Origin of the sequence: Hansschlegelia zhihuaiae (assembly GCF_004103825.1) — a bacterium.
GTDB lineage: Bacteria > Pseudomonadota > Alphaproteobacteria > Rhizobiales > Methylopilaceae > Methylopila > Methylopila zhihuaiae.
Genome location: NZ_RYFI01000018.1, coordinates 49818 through 65160 on the forward strand (window position 1 = coordinate 49818; position 15343 = coordinate 65160).

Here is a 15343-nt window from a genome sequence, read left to right on the forward strand (position 1 = left end):
CCGAGAACCAGAAGAAGCTCGACGCCAGGTCGATCTATCTGCCGGGGGACGGGGTGGAGCTCGCCCGGGCTGAGCTCCAGAAGCTTCTGGTCGAGGCGGTCAGCGCCGCCGACGGCAAGCTGATCGAGAGCCAGGAGCCCGGAACCGAGCGCGCCTCCGACGCGCCGGACGACGGCCGCGTCGACCTCCGCGTCACCTTCGACGCGACCAATGACGGGCTGCTCGACCTGATCTACGGGCTCGAGACCCGGCTGCCGCTGCTCACCATCGAGCGACTCGAGACGCGCCGACTCGACGTGACCGGCGAGGACGATCCCGAGGATCCGACTTTGCGGGTTTCGCTCGTGGTGCGTGGCCACCGGAAGGTGACGTCGTGAGGGCCGCGCTCATCGCCGTGGCGCTCGCGCTCGGAGCCGCGACGGCGCTCGCCGGGCCGTCCGGCGGCCCCGTCGACGAAGCCGCTGACGCGGCCGAGGACTCCGGCGCGGCCCCGTCGCCCGAGACGCTCGCCCTCAACCCGCTGGCGGCGCTCGACAAGGGTTCGCTCACGGGCTTCCGGGACATGCCGCTGTTCACGCCGTCGCGCCGCCGGCCCGAGCCGCCGCCCCCGGTCGCCGAGGCCCCGCCGCCTCCGCCGCCGCCCCCGCCGGCGCGCAAGCCGTCCCCGCCCCCCGAGCTCAAGCTCGCCGGCGTCGTGGAGGGTCCGGAGGGATCGATCGCCGTCGTGGAGAATACCGGCGGCGGCGGGAAGATCGAGCGCCTGCGGCTCGGCGATCAGGTCGGCGGCTGGCTGGTGACGGCGATCGACGCCTCGACCCTCAAGCTCACGCTCGACGAGCGCGAGGAGCAGTACCGCATGTTCGAGCGGACGGAGCCGTCCGCCGCTTCCGCAGACGAGGAGACGCCCGACCTCGACGTGGACGGCGCGCCGCCCCGCCGACCGAAGCCGCCCCGTCAGTCGAACCGCGCGACGCAGCCCGACGATGAGGACGAGGATCAGTAGGCTGAATCTAGGGCCTCAGCGCGGGGCGCGCTTGGCGAGGATCCGCTGCAGGGTGCGGCGGTGCATGCTGAGCCGCCGGGCGGTCTCCGAGACGTTGCGTCCGCAGAGCTCGTAAACCCGCTGGATGTGCTCCCAGCGCACGCGGTCGGCTGACATCGGGTTCTCGGGCGGTTCGGGCTTGTGGTCGCCGGCGATCAGGGCGTTGTGGATCTCGTCCGCGTCGGCGGGCTTGGCCAGATAGTCGACTGCGCCGAGCTTCACGGCCGTCACCGCCGTCGCGATGTTGCCGTAGCCCGTGAGCACGATGCCGCGAGCGTCCGGACGTCGCGCCTTCAGCGCGGAGATGACGTCGAGGCCCGAGCCGTCGCCGAGCCGCATGTCCACCACCGCGAAGGCCGGCGGCGACCGGTCGACCGCCTCGAGCCCTTCGCGGACCGACTCGGCGACGGTCACGGCGTAGCCGCGCGCCTCCATGGCGCGTCCGAGGCGCTGCACGAAAGCGCGGTCGTCATCCACGATCAGGAGGCTCATGTCTCCGCCGGGCGCCGTGGTCTCGGCTCCCGATGCATGCTCGGCGCTCACTTGCATCGTCTCTCTCGGCCTGGGTACGCAAAGGCCGCCGACTTCAAGCGCGACCAATCGAAGCACTATACCGTCGCCCGCAGCCGATCAATGGGCGCGCATCGGCGCCTTCGGCGGAGCCAGGCAGGGCTTTGTCTCAGGGTTAAGCGCGCCGGAGGGGCCCCGGCGCGGGGAGCCGGTCAGCGCGGGGCCAGGACCATCGTCATCTGGCGGCCTTCGAGCGACGGATCGCTCTCGACCTTCGCCAGCAGCGAAACCTCCTCGCGGACCTTCACCAGCAGCTTGAGCCCGAGGTCCTGGTGCGCCATCTCGCGGCCGCGGAACCGCAGGGTCACCTTGACCTTGTCGCCCTCGTCGAAGAATCGGCGCATCGCCTTCATCTTCACGTCGTAGTCGTGATCGTCGATGTTGGGACGCATCTTGATCTCTTTGACTTCGACGATCTTCTGGTTCTTGCGCGCCTCGGCGGCCTTTTTCTGGCTCTGATACTTATATTTGCCGTAGTCGAGCAGCTTGCAGACCGGCGGGACCGAATTCGGCGCGATCTCGACGAGGTCGAGCCCGGCGTCCTCTGCGGCCTGCAGCGCGTCGTTGATCTTTGTCGGGCCGAGATTGTGCCCATCGGCGTCGATGAGCTGGACTTCGAGGACTCGGATCTCCTTGTTGACGCGCGGTCCTTCTTTCTGAACCGGCGCGACGGGCCTCATGGGACGACGAATGGCGGCGCTCTCCTCTTGACGACGATGGGGCGACAACCGGCAGAACGCAAAAAACCCCGTGACAAAACACGAGGCGCTCGCGTCGGCGTGCAGCCGCCGGCGTCTTGGCCAAAGATCGTGACAAAGCGCCGCGAAGTCAATGACCGTGCGGTTCCCGCCCGCGGCGGACCGGGCGGCGCCGCTGGATTTTTGGGCTCGCAGTCGCGGACCGGGCGCGCCATGTTCTTGGCGATCCGGGCTGCGGCGAGAGCCGTTCCGCCCCGTTCCGCAGCAAACAGAGGCCCATGTCGTCCGATCGACGCCTCCCCCGAATCCTGGTCGACGCCGACGCCTGCCCAGTCAAGGACGAGGCGATGCGCGTCGCCGACAGGCACGGGCTGGACGTGATCTTCGTCGCGAACCGCTTCATCGCGGTTCCCCGCGTAGAAGGCGTCAGGCTCCAGGTGGTGAGCGACGGCCCGGACGCCGCCGACGACTGGATCGTCGACGAAGTTGAAGCGCATGACATCGTGGTCACGGCCGACATCCCGCTCGCCGCGCGCAGCCTCGAGAAGGGCGCGGCGGTCCTCGGCCCCACGGGCAAGCCCTTCACGACGGCTTCGATCGGCGCGGCGCTCGCGACCCGCGACCTGATGAGCCATCTGCGCGAGACCGGCGAGATCACCGGAGGGCCGAGGCCCTTCGCGGCCCGCGACCGGTCGCGCTTCCTGCAGGAGCTCGAGCACGCGGCGAACCGGTCGAAACGGACGCTCGCCGCCGAGGCGGCCGAGGCGTGACGCGGCGAGGCGTGCTCGCGGCGCTCGCCGCGCCCGTGCTGGGCTCCGCCTGGTTCGCGCACGCCCGCGGGCGCAACCCCTATTACGAGGGGCCGGTCACCGACCATTTCGACGGCCTGCGCTTCTTCAACCCCGACCATCGCTGGTCCAAGACCCCGGTCGAGGCGTTCCGCGCGCTGACGCTCGCCGAGAAGGAGCCTTGGCCCCTGACCTGGCCGAGCCCGTTCGCCGACCGTCCGCCGGCGCGCGTCGAGGGCGCGGGCCTGCGGCTCGCCGCGATCGGCCACGCCACCCACCTGATCCAGACGGCCGGGCTCAATCTGCTGACCGACCCGGTCTGGTCGGAGCGCGCCTCGCCGGTCGGCTTCGCGGGGCCGAAGCGCGCCAATCCGCCAGGGATCGCGTTCGACGACCTGCCGAAGATCGACGTCGTCCTGCTGTCCCACAACCATTACGATCACATGGACCTGGAGACGCTCACGCGGCTCCATCTGCGCGACGCGCCGCGCGTCGTCACCCCGCTCGGCAACGACGCGATCCTGAAGGCGCGCGATCCGCGGATCCGCGCCGAGGCCTTCGACTGGGGCGACCGCGTCGAGCTTTCCGACAAGGTCTCGGCGACTCTCACGCCCGCCTATCACTGGTCGGCCCGCGGCGTGACCGACCGGCGCAAGGCGCTCTGGGCGGCCTTCGCGATCGACGCAGGCAGCGCGGGACGAATCTATTTCGCGGGCGACACCGGGCTCGCGGGCGGCGCGATCTTCACCGAGGCGCGCGAGCGGCACGGCCCCTTCCGCCTCGCGATCCTCCCGATCGGCGCCTATGAGCCGCGCTGGTTCATGAAGGACCAGCACATGAACCCGGCCGACGCCGTGACGGCCTTCCGCCTGCTCGGCGCGGAGCACGCGGTCGGCTGCCACTGGGGAGTTTTCCGGCTGACCGCCGAAGGCGTGGAAGCGCCCGCGGGCGCGCTCGCCGAAGCGCTCGCGGCCGAGGGCGTTGCCGACGAGCGCTTCAGGGCGCTGAAACCCGGCGAAGTCTGGGAGGCGCCGGTCGCCTGACCGCGCCCAGGATCACGGCCGGCCGCCCTTGCGGATCCGCACATAGAGCGCGCCTATGCCGCCATGGACCGGGTCGGCGGGCTCGAACCCCACCACCACGCTCCGGGCCGCCGGCGACGACAGCCAGATCGGCACCGACCGCCGCAGCACGCCGCGCTCGGCATAGGGGTCGCCTTCGAGCCGCGCAGGGCCGCCCTTGCCGGTGATGACCAGCACGATCTTGTGGCCGCGCGCCTGCGCGCCCGACAGGAAGGAGGCGAGCCTGCGATGGGCCTCCTCCTGCCGCAGCCCATGCAGGTCGATGCGGGCGTCGATCGCCACCACGCCGCGCGCGAGGCGGCGGCGGAAGCGAGTCTCGAGCGGCGCAAGCGGGGGCGGGGCCGGAGAGGCGGGGGGACGCGGGGCGGACGGCGGAGCGCCGCCCTCTTGCGGGTTCGGACGCCGCGAAGGCGCGGCCTCCGCGACGGCGGCCGCCTCGGCCTTGAGAGCCGCCGCTGCGGCCTCCTTGTCGGAGCGCGACAGCGGCTTGACCGACTCCACGACCTTGGCCCAAAGCGCGAGCTCCGCTTCGCTCAGCCGCCTGCGACGGCGCTCCGTCACGGGCCGGCCTCGCGCGGCAAAAGCACGAAGAACTCGGTCTTCTGCTTCATGCCGCCCGCGATCGCCCCGGCGCGGTCGCCCGTCCCGGCGAAGTAGTCGCCGCGCGCCGCGCCGAGGATCGCCGAGCCGGTGTCCTGGGCGACGGTGAGCCGACGGATCGCTTCGCCGCCTGGAAACCGGCCCTCGAGCCAGAACGGCATCCCATAAGACCAGAGGCCGCGGTCGACCGCGATCGACCGCCCGGGGGTCAGCGGCACGTTCTGCGCGCCGAGCGGCCCGTCGGCATGGCTCAGCGTCTCGTCGGTCCGGAAGAAGATGTAGGACTGGTTCTCGCGCATCAGCGCGCGGCCCTCTCGCGGATTGTCGGCGAGCCACCGGCGGATCGACGCCATGCTGGCCGCGCCCTTTTCGATCGCGCCGCGCTCGACCAGAAGACGGCCGATGCCCGTGAATTTGCGCCCGTTCCGCCCGTCGAAGGCGAGCCGCATGGTCGACCCGTCCGGAAGGCGGACCCGGGTCGAGCCCTGGATGTGGACGAAGAAGGCGTCGACGCGCTCGGCGTAGACGAGCTCCAGCCCGCGGCCCGACAGGGCGCCGTCCTCGATCGACGCGCGGTCGGGATAGGGCTCGTAGCCGCCGGGCGCTTTCCGCGCGCCGCCGAGCCCCTCGGCAACGCCGGGCAGCGTCTCGCCGTCCGGGATCGTGACGAGGTCCATGGGCCGCGCCAGCAGCGGCGTGTCGAAGCGCGCGGTCGGGACGCGAGAACCGTCGATCTCAGGCTCGTAATAGCCGGTGAGCGTCCCGGGGCCGACGCGATAGGGCTGGAACGCGGTTTCGAAGAAGGCGCGGGCCGCAGTCGCGCCGAGCCGGTCCATAGAGGCCGCCTTTTTGCAGACCGCCTTCAGGGCGTCGCCGGGCGGCTGCGCCGGGCGGGACGGCGGACGATCCTCGAGGATCGCGCCGCAGGAGGACCGGAACGTCTCGAAGGCGGCCGCATGATCGTCCTGCGCCCAACCATCCAGCGCGTCGAAGGAGACGGGCGCGAGTCCCTGCGGAGCGGCGGCGGCGACCTGCGCGCCGAGCATCATGCCGGCCACGAGCGCAGCGCCTCGTCCGCCCATGTCAGGGCTGTCAGACCGCTTCGGTCGAGATCAGCCGCCAGTTCGGGTCGCGCGAATTGAGCTCGCGCGCGAAGGTCCAGACGTCGACGAGATCGGCGATCTCGGTCGGGCTGCCGTCGATCACGGCGCCGGTCCGGTCGCGTGTCGCGGTGATCAGCTTGGAGACGAAGCGCACGGTGATCTGCGCCGTGCGGCCCACGACCTCGACCACGGTGATCTCGGACTTCTCGATCGAGACGAAATTCGATTCGACCGACTCGCCGCGATTCTCGCGATCGGCGATGGCGGCCGAGAAGCTCTCGAACACGTCGCGGGCGAGCAGCGGCTTCAGGGTTTTGCGGTCGCCGGCCGCGAACGCCGTGACGATCATTTCATAGGCCGCGCGCGCCGGCCACGAACTCGCGGGCGTCGAAGCCGCGTTCGGCCTCGGCGAGCTGGTCGAGGCCGCGGGCGACCGGCGTGCCGGGCTCCGCGACGCCGGTCCAGCGGGCGCCGGCGTCCTCTGGCTCCTCGGTAGGCTCCGCCTTTGGCTGCGGCTCGGAATTGCGCTGGGGCAGCGGGATCACTTTATCGGCGCCGGCCTCCGGATTGGGCTGGGGGCGGCCGACGAAGGGGTCCTGCGGGCGCCGCTCATTGCCCGTGCGCGTGCCCAGCACGGAGCGCAGCCGCAGGAAGATGAACACCGCCAGCACGAGGATGATGATCGTGTAGATGTCGAAGCCGTCGTTCATCTCGTCTCGCAGTCGTGGGTCTCTTGGCCCTGACGCCGGCGCCGCTCCTCTGGCCGAAGGCTTCGGAGCGTCCGGAGCGCCGTGCGCCGTCCGCTCACGCGAAGGGCATCCGCCTATATGTGAGGAGATCGCGCCGCTATTCCAGCCGCCCGCCGCGCCGGCTTGAATTCCGTCGCATCCTCTCCCCACATAACCCACTGTCGCGCATTGCGCATCAAGGGACGCTGACAGACGACCATGCCCCGACTTCTCGGCCTTGTTCTCCTCCTGCCGGTGATCGAGCTGATCGCCTTCGCGCTGGTCGCCATGGCCATCGGTCTCGGCAAGGCGGTGCTTCTGCAGCTCGCGATCTCGCTGATCGGCGTCGCCATGCTGGGTTCGCTCATCACCGAGGCGAAAGCCAAGGCGCGGCGCAATGGCGGCCTCGTCTCCTTCGCGCTCGACCAGCAGCACGGCCTTCGCGGGCTGGCGGGCCTGCTGTTCGCGATCCCGGGCTTCGTGACCGACGCGCTCGGCGTGCTGGCGCTCGTGCCCGAAGCCCGCCGCAGGATCCGCCGGCTGATCGTCGGCCCCGAACGGCCGACGGCCGCCACGAGGACGCCGCGCGGTCCGGCGCGTCCGGCGGAGGTCGGCACGGTCGACCTCGACACGCGCGAATGGCGCGAGGTCGAACCCGCGGGCGGCCCGAAGACCTGAGCCGGCCGGCTGGCGTCGCCGGTCTCATCCTTTCGCCTGAAGGGGGCGCGCCTTGCCGTTTCGGCGAGGCGCGTGTTACGCCGCGCCCGATCGCGGCGCGCGGCGCCCGGACCCCTTTCGGACAAGAGACCAGACATGGCCAACACCAACGGCGCGCCGGCGCCCGAGAACAAGGCTCCCGCCATCAACGTGCTGGCGCAGTACGCCAAGGACATGTCGTTCGAGAACCCGAACGCGCCGCGCTCGATGGCGCCGCGCCAGACCTCCCCGCAGATCGAGATCAACGTCAACGTCAACGCCCGCAAGGTCGGCGACACGGATTTCGAGGTCGAGCTCGCGATCGAGGGCCAGGCCAAGGACGCCGATTTCCAGATCTTCCGCGTCGACCTCACCTATGGCGGGGTGTTCCGCGTCATCAACATCCCCGAGGACCAGATCCATCCGGTGGTGATGATCGAGTGCCCGCGCCTGCTGTTCCCTTTCGCCCGGCAGATCGTGGCCGACTCGGTGCGGAACGGCGGCTTCCCGCCGCTGATGATCGACCCGGTCGATTTCGCCGCGCTCTACCGCGCCCGCGCCGAAGAAGCGCAGCGCTCCGGCCAGCAGCCGTCCTGAGGACGGCTCAGGCGGTCGCGCCGTCCGCTTCGGCCAAATATTCCCGCCAGATCGGCGTCCCGCTGAGCGTCGCGACGAAGGCCGCGTGCGCGGCGATCTCGGCCTCGGTGATCCGCGGCGCGAGCGGGACCGGCCGTTGCGCCACCTTGGCCCCGCTCAGCCCGCCCTTGCCGGCCAGATGCGACAGGCCGAGCGAGGCCTGCCGCCCGCCCAGCAGCTCCAGATAGACCTCCGCGAGAATCTCGCTGTCGAGCAGAGCGCCGTGCTTGGTGCGGCGTGAATTGTCGATCCCGTAGCGCTGGCAGAGCGCGTCGAGCGAAGCCTGGCCGCCGGGATTCTTGCGGCGGGCGAGCATCAGCGTGTCGACGACCCGCTCGCGCGCGATCTTCGGCTTGCCGACCTTGCCCAGCTCGGCGTCCAGGAAGCCGACGTCGAAGGCCGCGTTGTGGATCACCAGCGCGTCGTCGGCGATGAATTCCAGGAACCCGTCCGCGATCTCGGCGAAGCGCGGCTTGTCCGACAGGAATTCGGTCGAGAGGCCGTGAACGCGGAACGCCCCTTCGGGCATGTCGCGCTCGGGATTGACGTAGACGTGGTAGCTCGCGCCGGTCGGGATGCGGTTCAGGAGCTCCACGCAGCCGATCTCGACCACCCGGTCGCCGGTCAGCGGATCGAGCCCGGTGGTCTCGGTGTCGAGCACGATCTCGCGCATGGCGGCTCAGCCTCCCGCGAGCTTCGCCAGCGCCGCGCGCACCTGGGCGCGGGCGTCCTCGACCCCGGTCGAGGCGTCGATCACGACGTCGGCGCGGGCGCGCTTCTCGGCGTCTGGCGTCTGCCGGGCCAGGATGCCGCGAAACGCCTCTTCGGTCATGCCCGGCCGCTCCATCACCCGCCGCCTCTGCTCGTCCTCGCCGGCGCTGACCACCACCACCGCGTCCATCTCGCCGTCCCGGCCGGTCTCGAAAAGCAGCGGGATGTCGAGAACCACGGCCGTGGCGCCCTCGGCGCGCGCCCGGGCCAGAAACTCGGCCTCGGCTTTGCGCACCAGAGGATGGACGATCGCTTCGAGCTTCTCCAGCGCCGCGCGGTCGCCCAGCACCCTCGTCCCCAACTCCTTGCGATCGACGGCGCCGTCGCGGGTCGTTCCTGGGAACGCGGCCTCGATCAGCGGCGCTGCCTCGCCGGCATAGAGCCGGTGGACGGTCGCGTCGGCGTCGTGCACCGGCGCGCCCTCCTCGGCGAACAGCCGGGCGGTCGTGGACTTGCCCATGCCGATCGAGCCCGTGAGGCCGATGACGATCACGGGCGGCGGGCTCCGACCTGATGTCCCCGCCTCGAGCCGGGACCGATCCAACGCAAAGAGTCACGAAGGGAATTGTTCGCCGGAAGCATGGCGCGCGCGGAGACGGACGGATCCCGGCTCGAGGCCGGGACGTGAGGGTCGCGTTTCATCGCCCTTCAATGTCGGCCGCGACCAGCGCCCGCAACTCCTCAGTCACCTCGGGACGCGTTCCGAACCAGCGCTCGAAGCCCGGAACCGCCTGGTGCAGCAGCATGCCGAGGCCGTCCACGACCCTGTTCCCGTGGGCGCGCGCCTGCGCGAGCAGGCCGGTCTCCAGCGGGACGTAGACGAGGTCGTTGACCACCGCGTCCTCGGGCAGTTCGCCGAGATGGACGTCAAGCTTCCCTTTGCCCACCATCCCGAGCGACGTGGCGTTGACCAGCACCTGGGCCGACTGCAGCCAGCGCCACAATTCGTCATAGCCGCAGGCGCGGCCCGCCGGCCCCGCGAGCGCCGCCACGGCCTCGGCCTTGTCCGCCGTGCGGTTGACGACCGCGATCCGGCCGAAGCCGCGCGAGGCGAGCGCCCGGACCACGGCCCGCGAGGCGCCGCCTGCGCCCAGCACCACGGCGGTCCCGCGGTCGCCCTCCCAGTCGGGCGCGCCCTGGTCGAGATTGGCCAGAAAGCCGATCCCGTCGGTGTTGGCGCCGAAGAGCCGTCCGTCCTCGAGCCACAGGGTGTTGACGGCGCCGAGCGCGGCCGCGTCGCCATCCGCCTCGTCGACCAGCGCGAAGCCCGCCTCCTTGTGAGGGATCGTGACGTTGCCCCCCACGAAGCCTTCGCGCCCGAAGCCGCGGACGAAATCGGCAAAACCCTCGGGGGGGACTTCGGCATGCTCGTAGGAGCCCGCAATCCCATACTGCTTTAGCCAGTAACCGTGGATCATAGGCGAGCGCGAATGGCGCACGGGCCAGCCGATCACGCAGGCGCGAGGCGCGCTCACGAGGCGAGCGCGCCGAGCGAACGCAGCGCGGCGAGGACGGGCAGCAGCGGCAGGCCTAGGATCGCGAAATAGTCGCCCTCGACGCGCTCGAAGAGCTGCGCGCCGATCCCCTCGAACTGATAGCCGCCGACACTCGTCAGCGCGCCTTCGCCGGCGGCCTCGAGATAGGCGTCCAGGAAGTCCTCGCCGAGCGGCCGCGTGGCCAGCCGGACCTCCGCCACGCCGCTCCACAGCACATGTCCGTCGCGCACGATCGCCGCGCCGGAGAACAGCGCGTGCGTCCGGCCCGAAAGCCGCAAGAGCTGCGAGCGGCCGGCGTCGCGGGAGACGGGCTTGGTGAACCGCTCCCCGTCGAGCGAGAGCGTCTGGTCCGCCCCGACCACCAGCCGTCCCGCCAGCCGGCTTGAGACGTCGATCGCCTTGGCGACCGCGAGCGCGCCCGCGACGTTGGCGGGGTTCGCGCCGTCGCCTGAAAGCTGCGCCTCGACGGCGCGCTCGTCGAGCTCGGCGGGCCGCGCCTGCACGGGCAGACCGGCGTCCTTGAGGATCGCCATGCGGATCGCGCTCTTCGAAGCGAGGACGAGCGGCGCGGGCTCGCGCCACAGCGCGCTCACGGGCCTGTCCCGCCAGCGACGGGGGACTCGACGGCGCGGCGCGCGCGATGCTCGTTCAGCATCGAGACGATCGACGCCGCGGTCTCCTCGATAGAACGCCGCGTGACGTCGATCATCGGCCAGCCGTTGCGGGCGCAGAGCTTGCGTGACGAGACGATCTCGGCCGCCACGGCGTCGCGGTCGACATAGGCGGCCTCGCTGAGCCGGCCCCGCATCGCGCCTTCCAGCCCCAGGATCCGGTTGTGGCGCACGGCGACGATCCGGTCGGGGGTCGCGATCAGGCCGACGATCAGCGGAGCCTCGAGCTCTTCGAGCCCGGGCGGCAGCGGCGCGTCGGGCACCAGCGGCACGTTCGCGGTCTTCACACCGCGGTTGGCGAGATAGATCGAGGTCGGGGTCTTGGACGTCCGGCTCACGCCGAGCAGCACGACGTCGGCGCCTGCGAGGTCGTGGGCGCCCTGGCCGTCGTCGTGGGCCATCGTGTAGTTCAACGCGTCGATCCGCCGGAAATAGTCCTCGTTGAGGTCGTGCTGGGCGCCGGCCTGGGCGGCGCTCTCCATGCCGAGGAAGCTGCGCATCAGCTGGAACAGCGGCGACAGCACTGAGAGGCACGGGCAGCCGAGCTCGCGGGCTCGCGCTTCGAGCGCCACGATCAGCCCTTCGTCGACCAGCGTGTAGAGCACGATGCCCGGGTCTTCGGCGATCTCGTTCAGCACGCGCTCGAGCTGCCGGGCCGAGCGCACCAGCGGATAGACGTGCTCGACCGCCTCGACGCTGCGGAACTGGGAGGCGGCGGCGCGCGCCACCGCCATCAGCGTCTCGCCGGTCGCGTCGGACACCAGATGGAAATGGAAAGTCGGGCGCGGCGTCGACATCGGCGTTTCGGACGAGGCGTCCCGGCGCCGACAAGGAGTCGACAGGCTGTGGACGGCTGTGGACGGATCGCCGTCGCTCCACGCGTCGGCGGGGCCACTGTCGCCGAGGCGGCGAATTTCATCAACAGGGGCCGCGAGACGGGAGAGCGCGGGACGACGGATCGGGAAAGGGTGAACAAGTCCTTAACGACGCTGTTCCGCCGCACTTCTTAACGGACCGTTAACGCGGGCTTCCTGTGGACGGCTTGTGGAGCTTTCGGAACGGCTGTAATCCGCCCCCCTAGAAAAAGAAGCAGAAGAGTCTCTCTAAGGATTATTGGGAAGGAGAGTCGGTGAGCGGAGCTGTGGGCGAACGCCGGCGGGAAGGACGCGTAAAGCACGCGTCGGGCCTCATCAGGGCGCTGTCCGGAGAGACGCTTACGCCGCCTCCGGTCTGGCTGATGCGGCAGGCCGGCCGCTATCTGCCGGAATATCGCGAGCTCCGCGCCAAGGCGGGCGGCTTCCTCGATCTCTGCTTCACGCCCGAGCTCGCCGCCGAGGTCACGCTGCAGCCGATCAGACGCTATGACCTCGACGCCGCGATCCTGTTCTCCGACATCCTGGTCGTGCCGCATGCGCTCGGCCAGGAGGTGCGCTTCGTCGAAGGCGAGGGGCCCCGGCTCGATCCGATCGCTGACCGCAAGGAGTTCGGCCGCCTCAGTGACGAGATCGACCTGGGCGCGCTTGCGCCGGTCTACGAGACGGTGTCGCGCGTCCGGAGCGCGCTTGACCAATCGAAAGCGCTGATCGGCTTCTGCGGCGCGCCTTATACGGTCGCGACCTACATGGTGGCGGGCCGCGGCGGCGACGAGCAGGCGCCCGCTCGCCTCCTCGCCTATCGCGAGCCTGAGCTGTTCGCCGAACTCATTGACCGGCTGGTCGCGGCCTCCGTTGCGCATCTCGTGGCGCAGCTCCGCGCAGGGGCCGACGCGGTGCAGATCTTCGACAGCTGGAGCGGCGATCTGCCCCCGGGCGAATTCGCGCGCTGGTCGACCGCGCCGATCGCCGAGATCTGCGCGCGCGTCAGGGCGGAGGTTCCGGGCGCCAAGATCATCGCCTTCGCGCGCGGCGCAGGCGCCAAGCTCGCGGATTTCGCCGGCGCGGTGCCGGCCGACGGCTTCGGCCTCGCGACCTCCGAGGACCTGCGGGTCGCCCGATCGGCCGTCTACGCCTCCAGGGCGCTCCAGGGCGCGGTCGACCCGATCGCCCTGGTGGCGGGCGGCGAGGCGCTCGACCGCGCCGTGGACGAGGTCCTGGACGCTCTGGGCGGCTATCCGATGATCCTCAACCTCGGCCACGGCGTGAGGCAGGAGACGCCGCCGGAGCATGTCGCAAGGCTCGTGGCGCGGGTCCGGGGAGCGTAAGGCGTCATCCCGGCCGCAACGAAGCGGAGCGCCGGGAGCGTATGGAAGTCTGATCGTAAACCTCGTCGTCGTCCTCCGGCTTGACCGGAGGACCCATCGTCGGCGTCGAGCTCCGCGCTCGACTTGGATGGTCCGGTCAAGCCGGACCATGACGAGCTCAATTCTGCGAACGATCCCGACGCTCCGCTTCGCTGCGGCCGGGATGACGACTTTGGAAAGACCATGGACCTCTATCTCTGGATCAAGGCCCTGCATGTCATCGCGGTGATCGCGTGGATGGCCGCGACGCTCTATCTGCCGCGCCTCTTCGTCTATCATTCGGTCGTCCCGCGGGGCTCGGAGCAGTCCGAGACCTTCAAGGTCATGGAGCGTCGGCTGCTCAAGGCGATCATGACCCCGGCCATGATCGTGGCGTGGCTCGCCGGCCTGTTCCTCGTCTGGAAGGGCGGATGGATGGCCTCGGGCTGGCTGCACGCCAAGCTCGTCCTCGTGATCCTGCTTTCGGCGATGCACGGCTTCCTGGCCGGGCAGGTCCGCGCCTTCGCGCAGGATCGCAACGAGCGGAGCCAGAGGTTTTTCCGGATCGTCAACGAGGTCCCGACCGTGCTGATGATCGCGATCGTCGTGCTGGTGGTGGTGAAGCCGTTCTGACGGCCCGGATTTGAATTCGCCGTGAAAGCCTCGCCCGAGACTTGTGGCCGGACGCGCGAGCCGATATGTATCTGTTCAGCCTTCGAGTCGGGCTTTCGCGTCCGAAGCTCAGGCGACACAGCCGATCGCCTCTCGCGAACGGTTCCGCGGCCCGCTCCCCGACGATCAAAAACTGCGGCGTACAAGTTTCCGTCCGCGGTTCCGCCGTCCGGCGACGCTCTCTTCATATCCCGCCACTGACGACGCGAGGCCCCGCGTCGGTTCCCTCAAAGGCCTTCGATGCCAGAAGTCAGGCTCTTCGATCTCAAAGCCAAGTCTCCGACCGAAATCCTCGCCCAGGCCGAGGAGCTCGAGGTCGAGAACGCATCCACGCTCCGCAAGCAGGAGCTCCTGTTCGCGATCCTGAAACAGCTCGCCGCCCGCGAGGTCGACATCATCGGCGGCGGGGTGGTGGAGGTCCTGCAGGACGGCTTCGGCTTCCTGCGCTCGCCCGACGCCAACTACCTGCCGGGTCCGGACGACATCTACATCTCGCCCTCGCAGATCCGCCGCTTTTCTCTGAGGACCGGCGACACGGTCGAGGGCCAGATCCGCTCTCCGAAGGAGGGCGAGCGCTATTTCGCGCTGCTCAAGGTCAACACGATCAATTTCGAGGACCCGGACAAGGCGCGCCACAAGGTCCATTTCGACAACCTCACTCCGCTCTATCCCGACGAGCGGCTGAGGATGGAGATCGAGAACCCGACCAAGAAGGACATGTCGACCCGCGTGATCGACATCGTCGCGCCGCTCGGCAAGGGCCAGCGCGCGCTGATCGTGGCCCCGCCGCGCACCGGCAAGACGGTCATGATGCAGAACATCGCGACCGCGATCGCCGCCAATCACCCCGAATGCTACCTCATCGTCCTTCTGATCGACGAGCGGCCCGAAGAGGTCACCGACATGCAACGCTCGGTGAAGGGCGAGGTGATCTCCTCGACCTTCGACGAGCCGGCGCAACGCCACGTGCAGGTCGCCGAGATGGTGATCGAGAAGGCCAAGCGCCTGGTCGAGCACGGCCGCGACGTCGTCATCCTGCTCGACTCGATCACGCGGCTCGGCCGCGCCTACAACACCGTCGTGCCGTCCTCGGGCAAGGTGCTGACCGGCGGCGTCGACGCCAACGCGCTGCAGCGCCCGAAGCGCTTCTTCGGCGCGGCGCGCAACATCGAGGAAGGCGGCTCGCTCACCATCATCGCGTCGGCGCTGATCGACACCGGCTCGCGCATGGACGAGGTGATCTTCGAGGAGTTCAAGGGCACCGGCAACTCCGAGATCATCCTGGACCGCAAGGTCTCGGACAAGCGCGTCTTCCCGTCGATGGACATCACCCGCTCGGGCACCCGCAAGGAAGAGCTCATCGTCCCGGCCGACACGCTCAAGAAGATGTATGTGCTCCGCCGCATCCTCAATCCGATGGGCACGGTCGACGCCATCGAGTTCCTGCTCGACAAGCTGCGGTCCACCAAGACCAACGCCGACTTCTTCGAGTCGATGAACACCTGAGCGTCGCCGCCCTCATGTCCCGGCCTTGAGCCGGGACCTATTGTGCTCCGCGCACTCAAGTCATTG

The 15343-nt window shown here is 69.9% G+C and carries 18 protein-coding genes and 1 pseudogene; 9 read left to right on the plus strand and 10 right to left on the minus strand.

The window, feature by feature from the left end; translation table 11 throughout:
* The coding region (gene gspM, locus EK403_RS17225) for a type II secretion system protein GspM (RefSeq protein ID WP_245479763.1) at nt 1-377 on the plus strand (377 nt) is incomplete at its 5' end.
* Nucleotides 374-1003, plus strand: a complete 630-nt coding sequence (locus EK403_RS17230) for a hypothetical protein (RefSeq protein WP_128778704.1) — start codon at nt 374-376, stop codon at nt 1001-1003. The genes gspM and EK403_RS17230, both read left to right, overlap by 4 nt.
* Before the next feature lie 15 nt (nt 1004-1018).
* Here EK403_RS17230 and EK403_RS17235 read toward each other — a convergent pair whose 3' ends face one another.
* Together EK403_RS17235 and infC are read right to left on the minus strand one after the other, a co-directional pair.
* Entirely contained in the window at nt 1019-1591 is a 573-nt protein-coding gene (locus EK403_RS17235; RefSeq protein ID WP_128778705.1) for an ActR/PrrA/RegA family redox response regulator transcription factor, read from the minus strand.
* 173 nt (nt 1592-1764) lie between these two features.
* Nucleotides 1765-2304, minus strand: coding sequence for a translation initiation factor IF-3 (gene infC, locus EK403_RS17240; protein WP_245479766.1), 540 nt, complete (start codon nt 2302-2304; stop codon nt 1765-1767).
* 284 nt (nt 2305-2588) lie between these two features.
* Here infC and EK403_RS17245 point away from each other — a divergent pair, with 284 nt between their 5' ends.
* Nucleotides 2589-3080, plus strand: a complete 492-nt coding sequence (locus tag EK403_RS17245) for a YaiI/YqxD family protein (RefSeq protein ID WP_128778707.1) — start codon at nt 2589-2591, stop codon at nt 3078-3080.
* Nucleotides 3077-4141: an MBL fold metallo-hydrolase gene (locus EK403_RS17250; RefSeq protein WP_128778708.1), complete on the plus strand. Its 1065-nt coding sequence runs from the start codon at nt 3077-3079 to the stop codon at nt 4139-4141. Before EK403_RS17245 ends, EK403_RS17250 begins: the two co-directional genes overlap by 4 nt.
* Nucleotides 4142-4153: 12 nt before the next feature.
* Here EK403_RS17250 and EK403_RS17255 read toward each other — a convergent pair whose 3' ends face one another.
* The 3 genes and pseudogenes from EK403_RS17255 to EK403_RS17265 all read right to left on the minus strand — a co-directional run bounded on the left by EK403_RS17255 (nt 4154) and on the right by EK403_RS17265 (nt 6593).
* Nucleotides 4154-4741 (minus strand): Smr/MutS family protein, encoded by a 588-nt coding sequence (locus EK403_RS17255; protein WP_128778709.1) that lies wholly within the window; start codon nt 4739-4741, stop codon nt 4154-4156.
* Nucleotides 4738-5862: a murein transglycosylase A gene (gene mltA, locus EK403_RS17260; protein ID WP_128778710.1), complete on the minus strand. Its 1125-nt coding sequence runs from the start codon at nt 5860-5862 to the stop codon at nt 4738-4740. Before mltA ends, EK403_RS17255 begins: the two co-directional genes overlap by 4 nt.
* A 10-nt stretch (nt 5863-5872) precedes the next feature.
* Nucleotides 5873-6593: pseudogene (locus EK403_RS17265) on the minus strand (Tim44/TimA family putative adaptor protein).
* Nucleotides 6594-6830: 237 nt separating this feature from the next.
* Here EK403_RS17265 and EK403_RS17270 point away from each other — a divergent pair.
* Both EK403_RS17270 and secB read left to right on the plus strand, forming a co-directional pair.
* Nucleotides 6831-7289 carry an FxsA family protein gene (locus EK403_RS17270; RefSeq protein ID WP_128778711.1) on the plus strand — a complete coding sequence of 153 codons (459 nt, stop codon included), beginning with the start codon at nt 6831-6833 and terminating at the stop codon, nt 7287-7289.
* 135 nt (nt 7290-7424) lie between these two features.
* Nucleotides 7425-7904: a protein-export chaperone SecB gene (gene secB / locus EK403_RS17275; RefSeq protein WP_128778712.1), complete on the plus strand. Its 480-nt coding sequence runs from the start codon at nt 7425-7427 to the stop codon at nt 7902-7904.
* A gap of 7 nt (nt 7905-7911) precedes the next feature.
* Here the strand turns inward: secB and dnaQ are convergent, their stop codons facing one another.
* The 5 genes from dnaQ to EK403_RS17300 form a co-directional block, all read right to left on the minus strand.
* Nucleotides 7912-8616, minus strand: a complete 705-nt coding sequence (gene dnaQ / locus EK403_RS17280; protein ID WP_128778713.1) for a DNA polymerase III subunit epsilon — start codon at nt 8614-8616, stop codon at nt 7912-7914.
* 6 nt (nt 8617-8622) lie between these two features.
* The gene (gene coaE / locus EK403_RS17285; RefSeq protein ID WP_128778714.1) at nt 8623-9207 is read right to left on the minus strand and encodes a dephospho-CoA kinase; all 585 of its coding nucleotides are present in this window, start codon (nt 9205-9207) and stop codon (nt 8623-8625) included.
* Nucleotides 9208-9352: 145 nt separating this feature from the next.
* Nucleotides 9353-10189, minus strand: a complete 837-nt coding sequence (locus EK403_RS17290; protein WP_128778715.1) for a shikimate dehydrogenase — start codon at nt 10187-10189, stop codon at nt 9353-9355.
* Complete coding sequence (locus EK403_RS17295; protein ID WP_128778716.1) at nt 10186-10803, minus strand: Maf family protein; 618 nt, start codon at nt 10801-10803, stop codon at nt 10186-10188. The genes EK403_RS17290 and EK403_RS17295 overlap by 4 nt, the downstream gene beginning before the upstream one ends.
* Entirely contained in the window at nt 10800-11678 is an 879-nt protein-coding gene (locus EK403_RS17300) for a pyruvate, water dikinase regulatory protein (RefSeq protein ID WP_128778717.1), read from the minus strand. The genes EK403_RS17295 and EK403_RS17300 overlap by 4 nt, the downstream gene beginning before the upstream one ends.
* Before the next feature lie 332 nt (nt 11679-12010).
* Between EK403_RS17300 and hemE the strand changes: the two genes are divergently transcribed.
* The 3 genes from hemE (at nt 12011) to rho (ending at nt 15277) form a co-directional block, all read left to right on the plus strand.
* Nucleotides 12011-13081: a uroporphyrinogen decarboxylase gene (gene hemE / locus EK403_RS17305; RefSeq protein ID WP_428979624.1), complete on the plus strand. Its 1071-nt coding sequence runs from the start codon at nt 12011-12013 to the stop codon at nt 13079-13081.
* A gap of 222 nt (nt 13082-13303) precedes the next feature.
* Nucleotides 13304-13732 (plus strand): protoporphyrinogen oxidase HemJ, encoded by a 429-nt coding sequence (gene hemJ, locus EK403_RS17310; protein ID WP_128778718.1) that lies wholly within the window; start codon nt 13304-13306, stop codon nt 13730-13732.
* 279 nt (nt 13733-14011) lie between these two features.
* Nucleotides 14012-15277: a transcription termination factor Rho gene (gene rho, locus EK403_RS17315; protein WP_128778719.1), complete on the plus strand. Its 1266-nt coding sequence runs from the start codon at nt 14012-14014 to the stop codon at nt 15275-15277.
* The last annotated feature ends 66 nt before the right edge of the window (nt 15278-15343 follow it).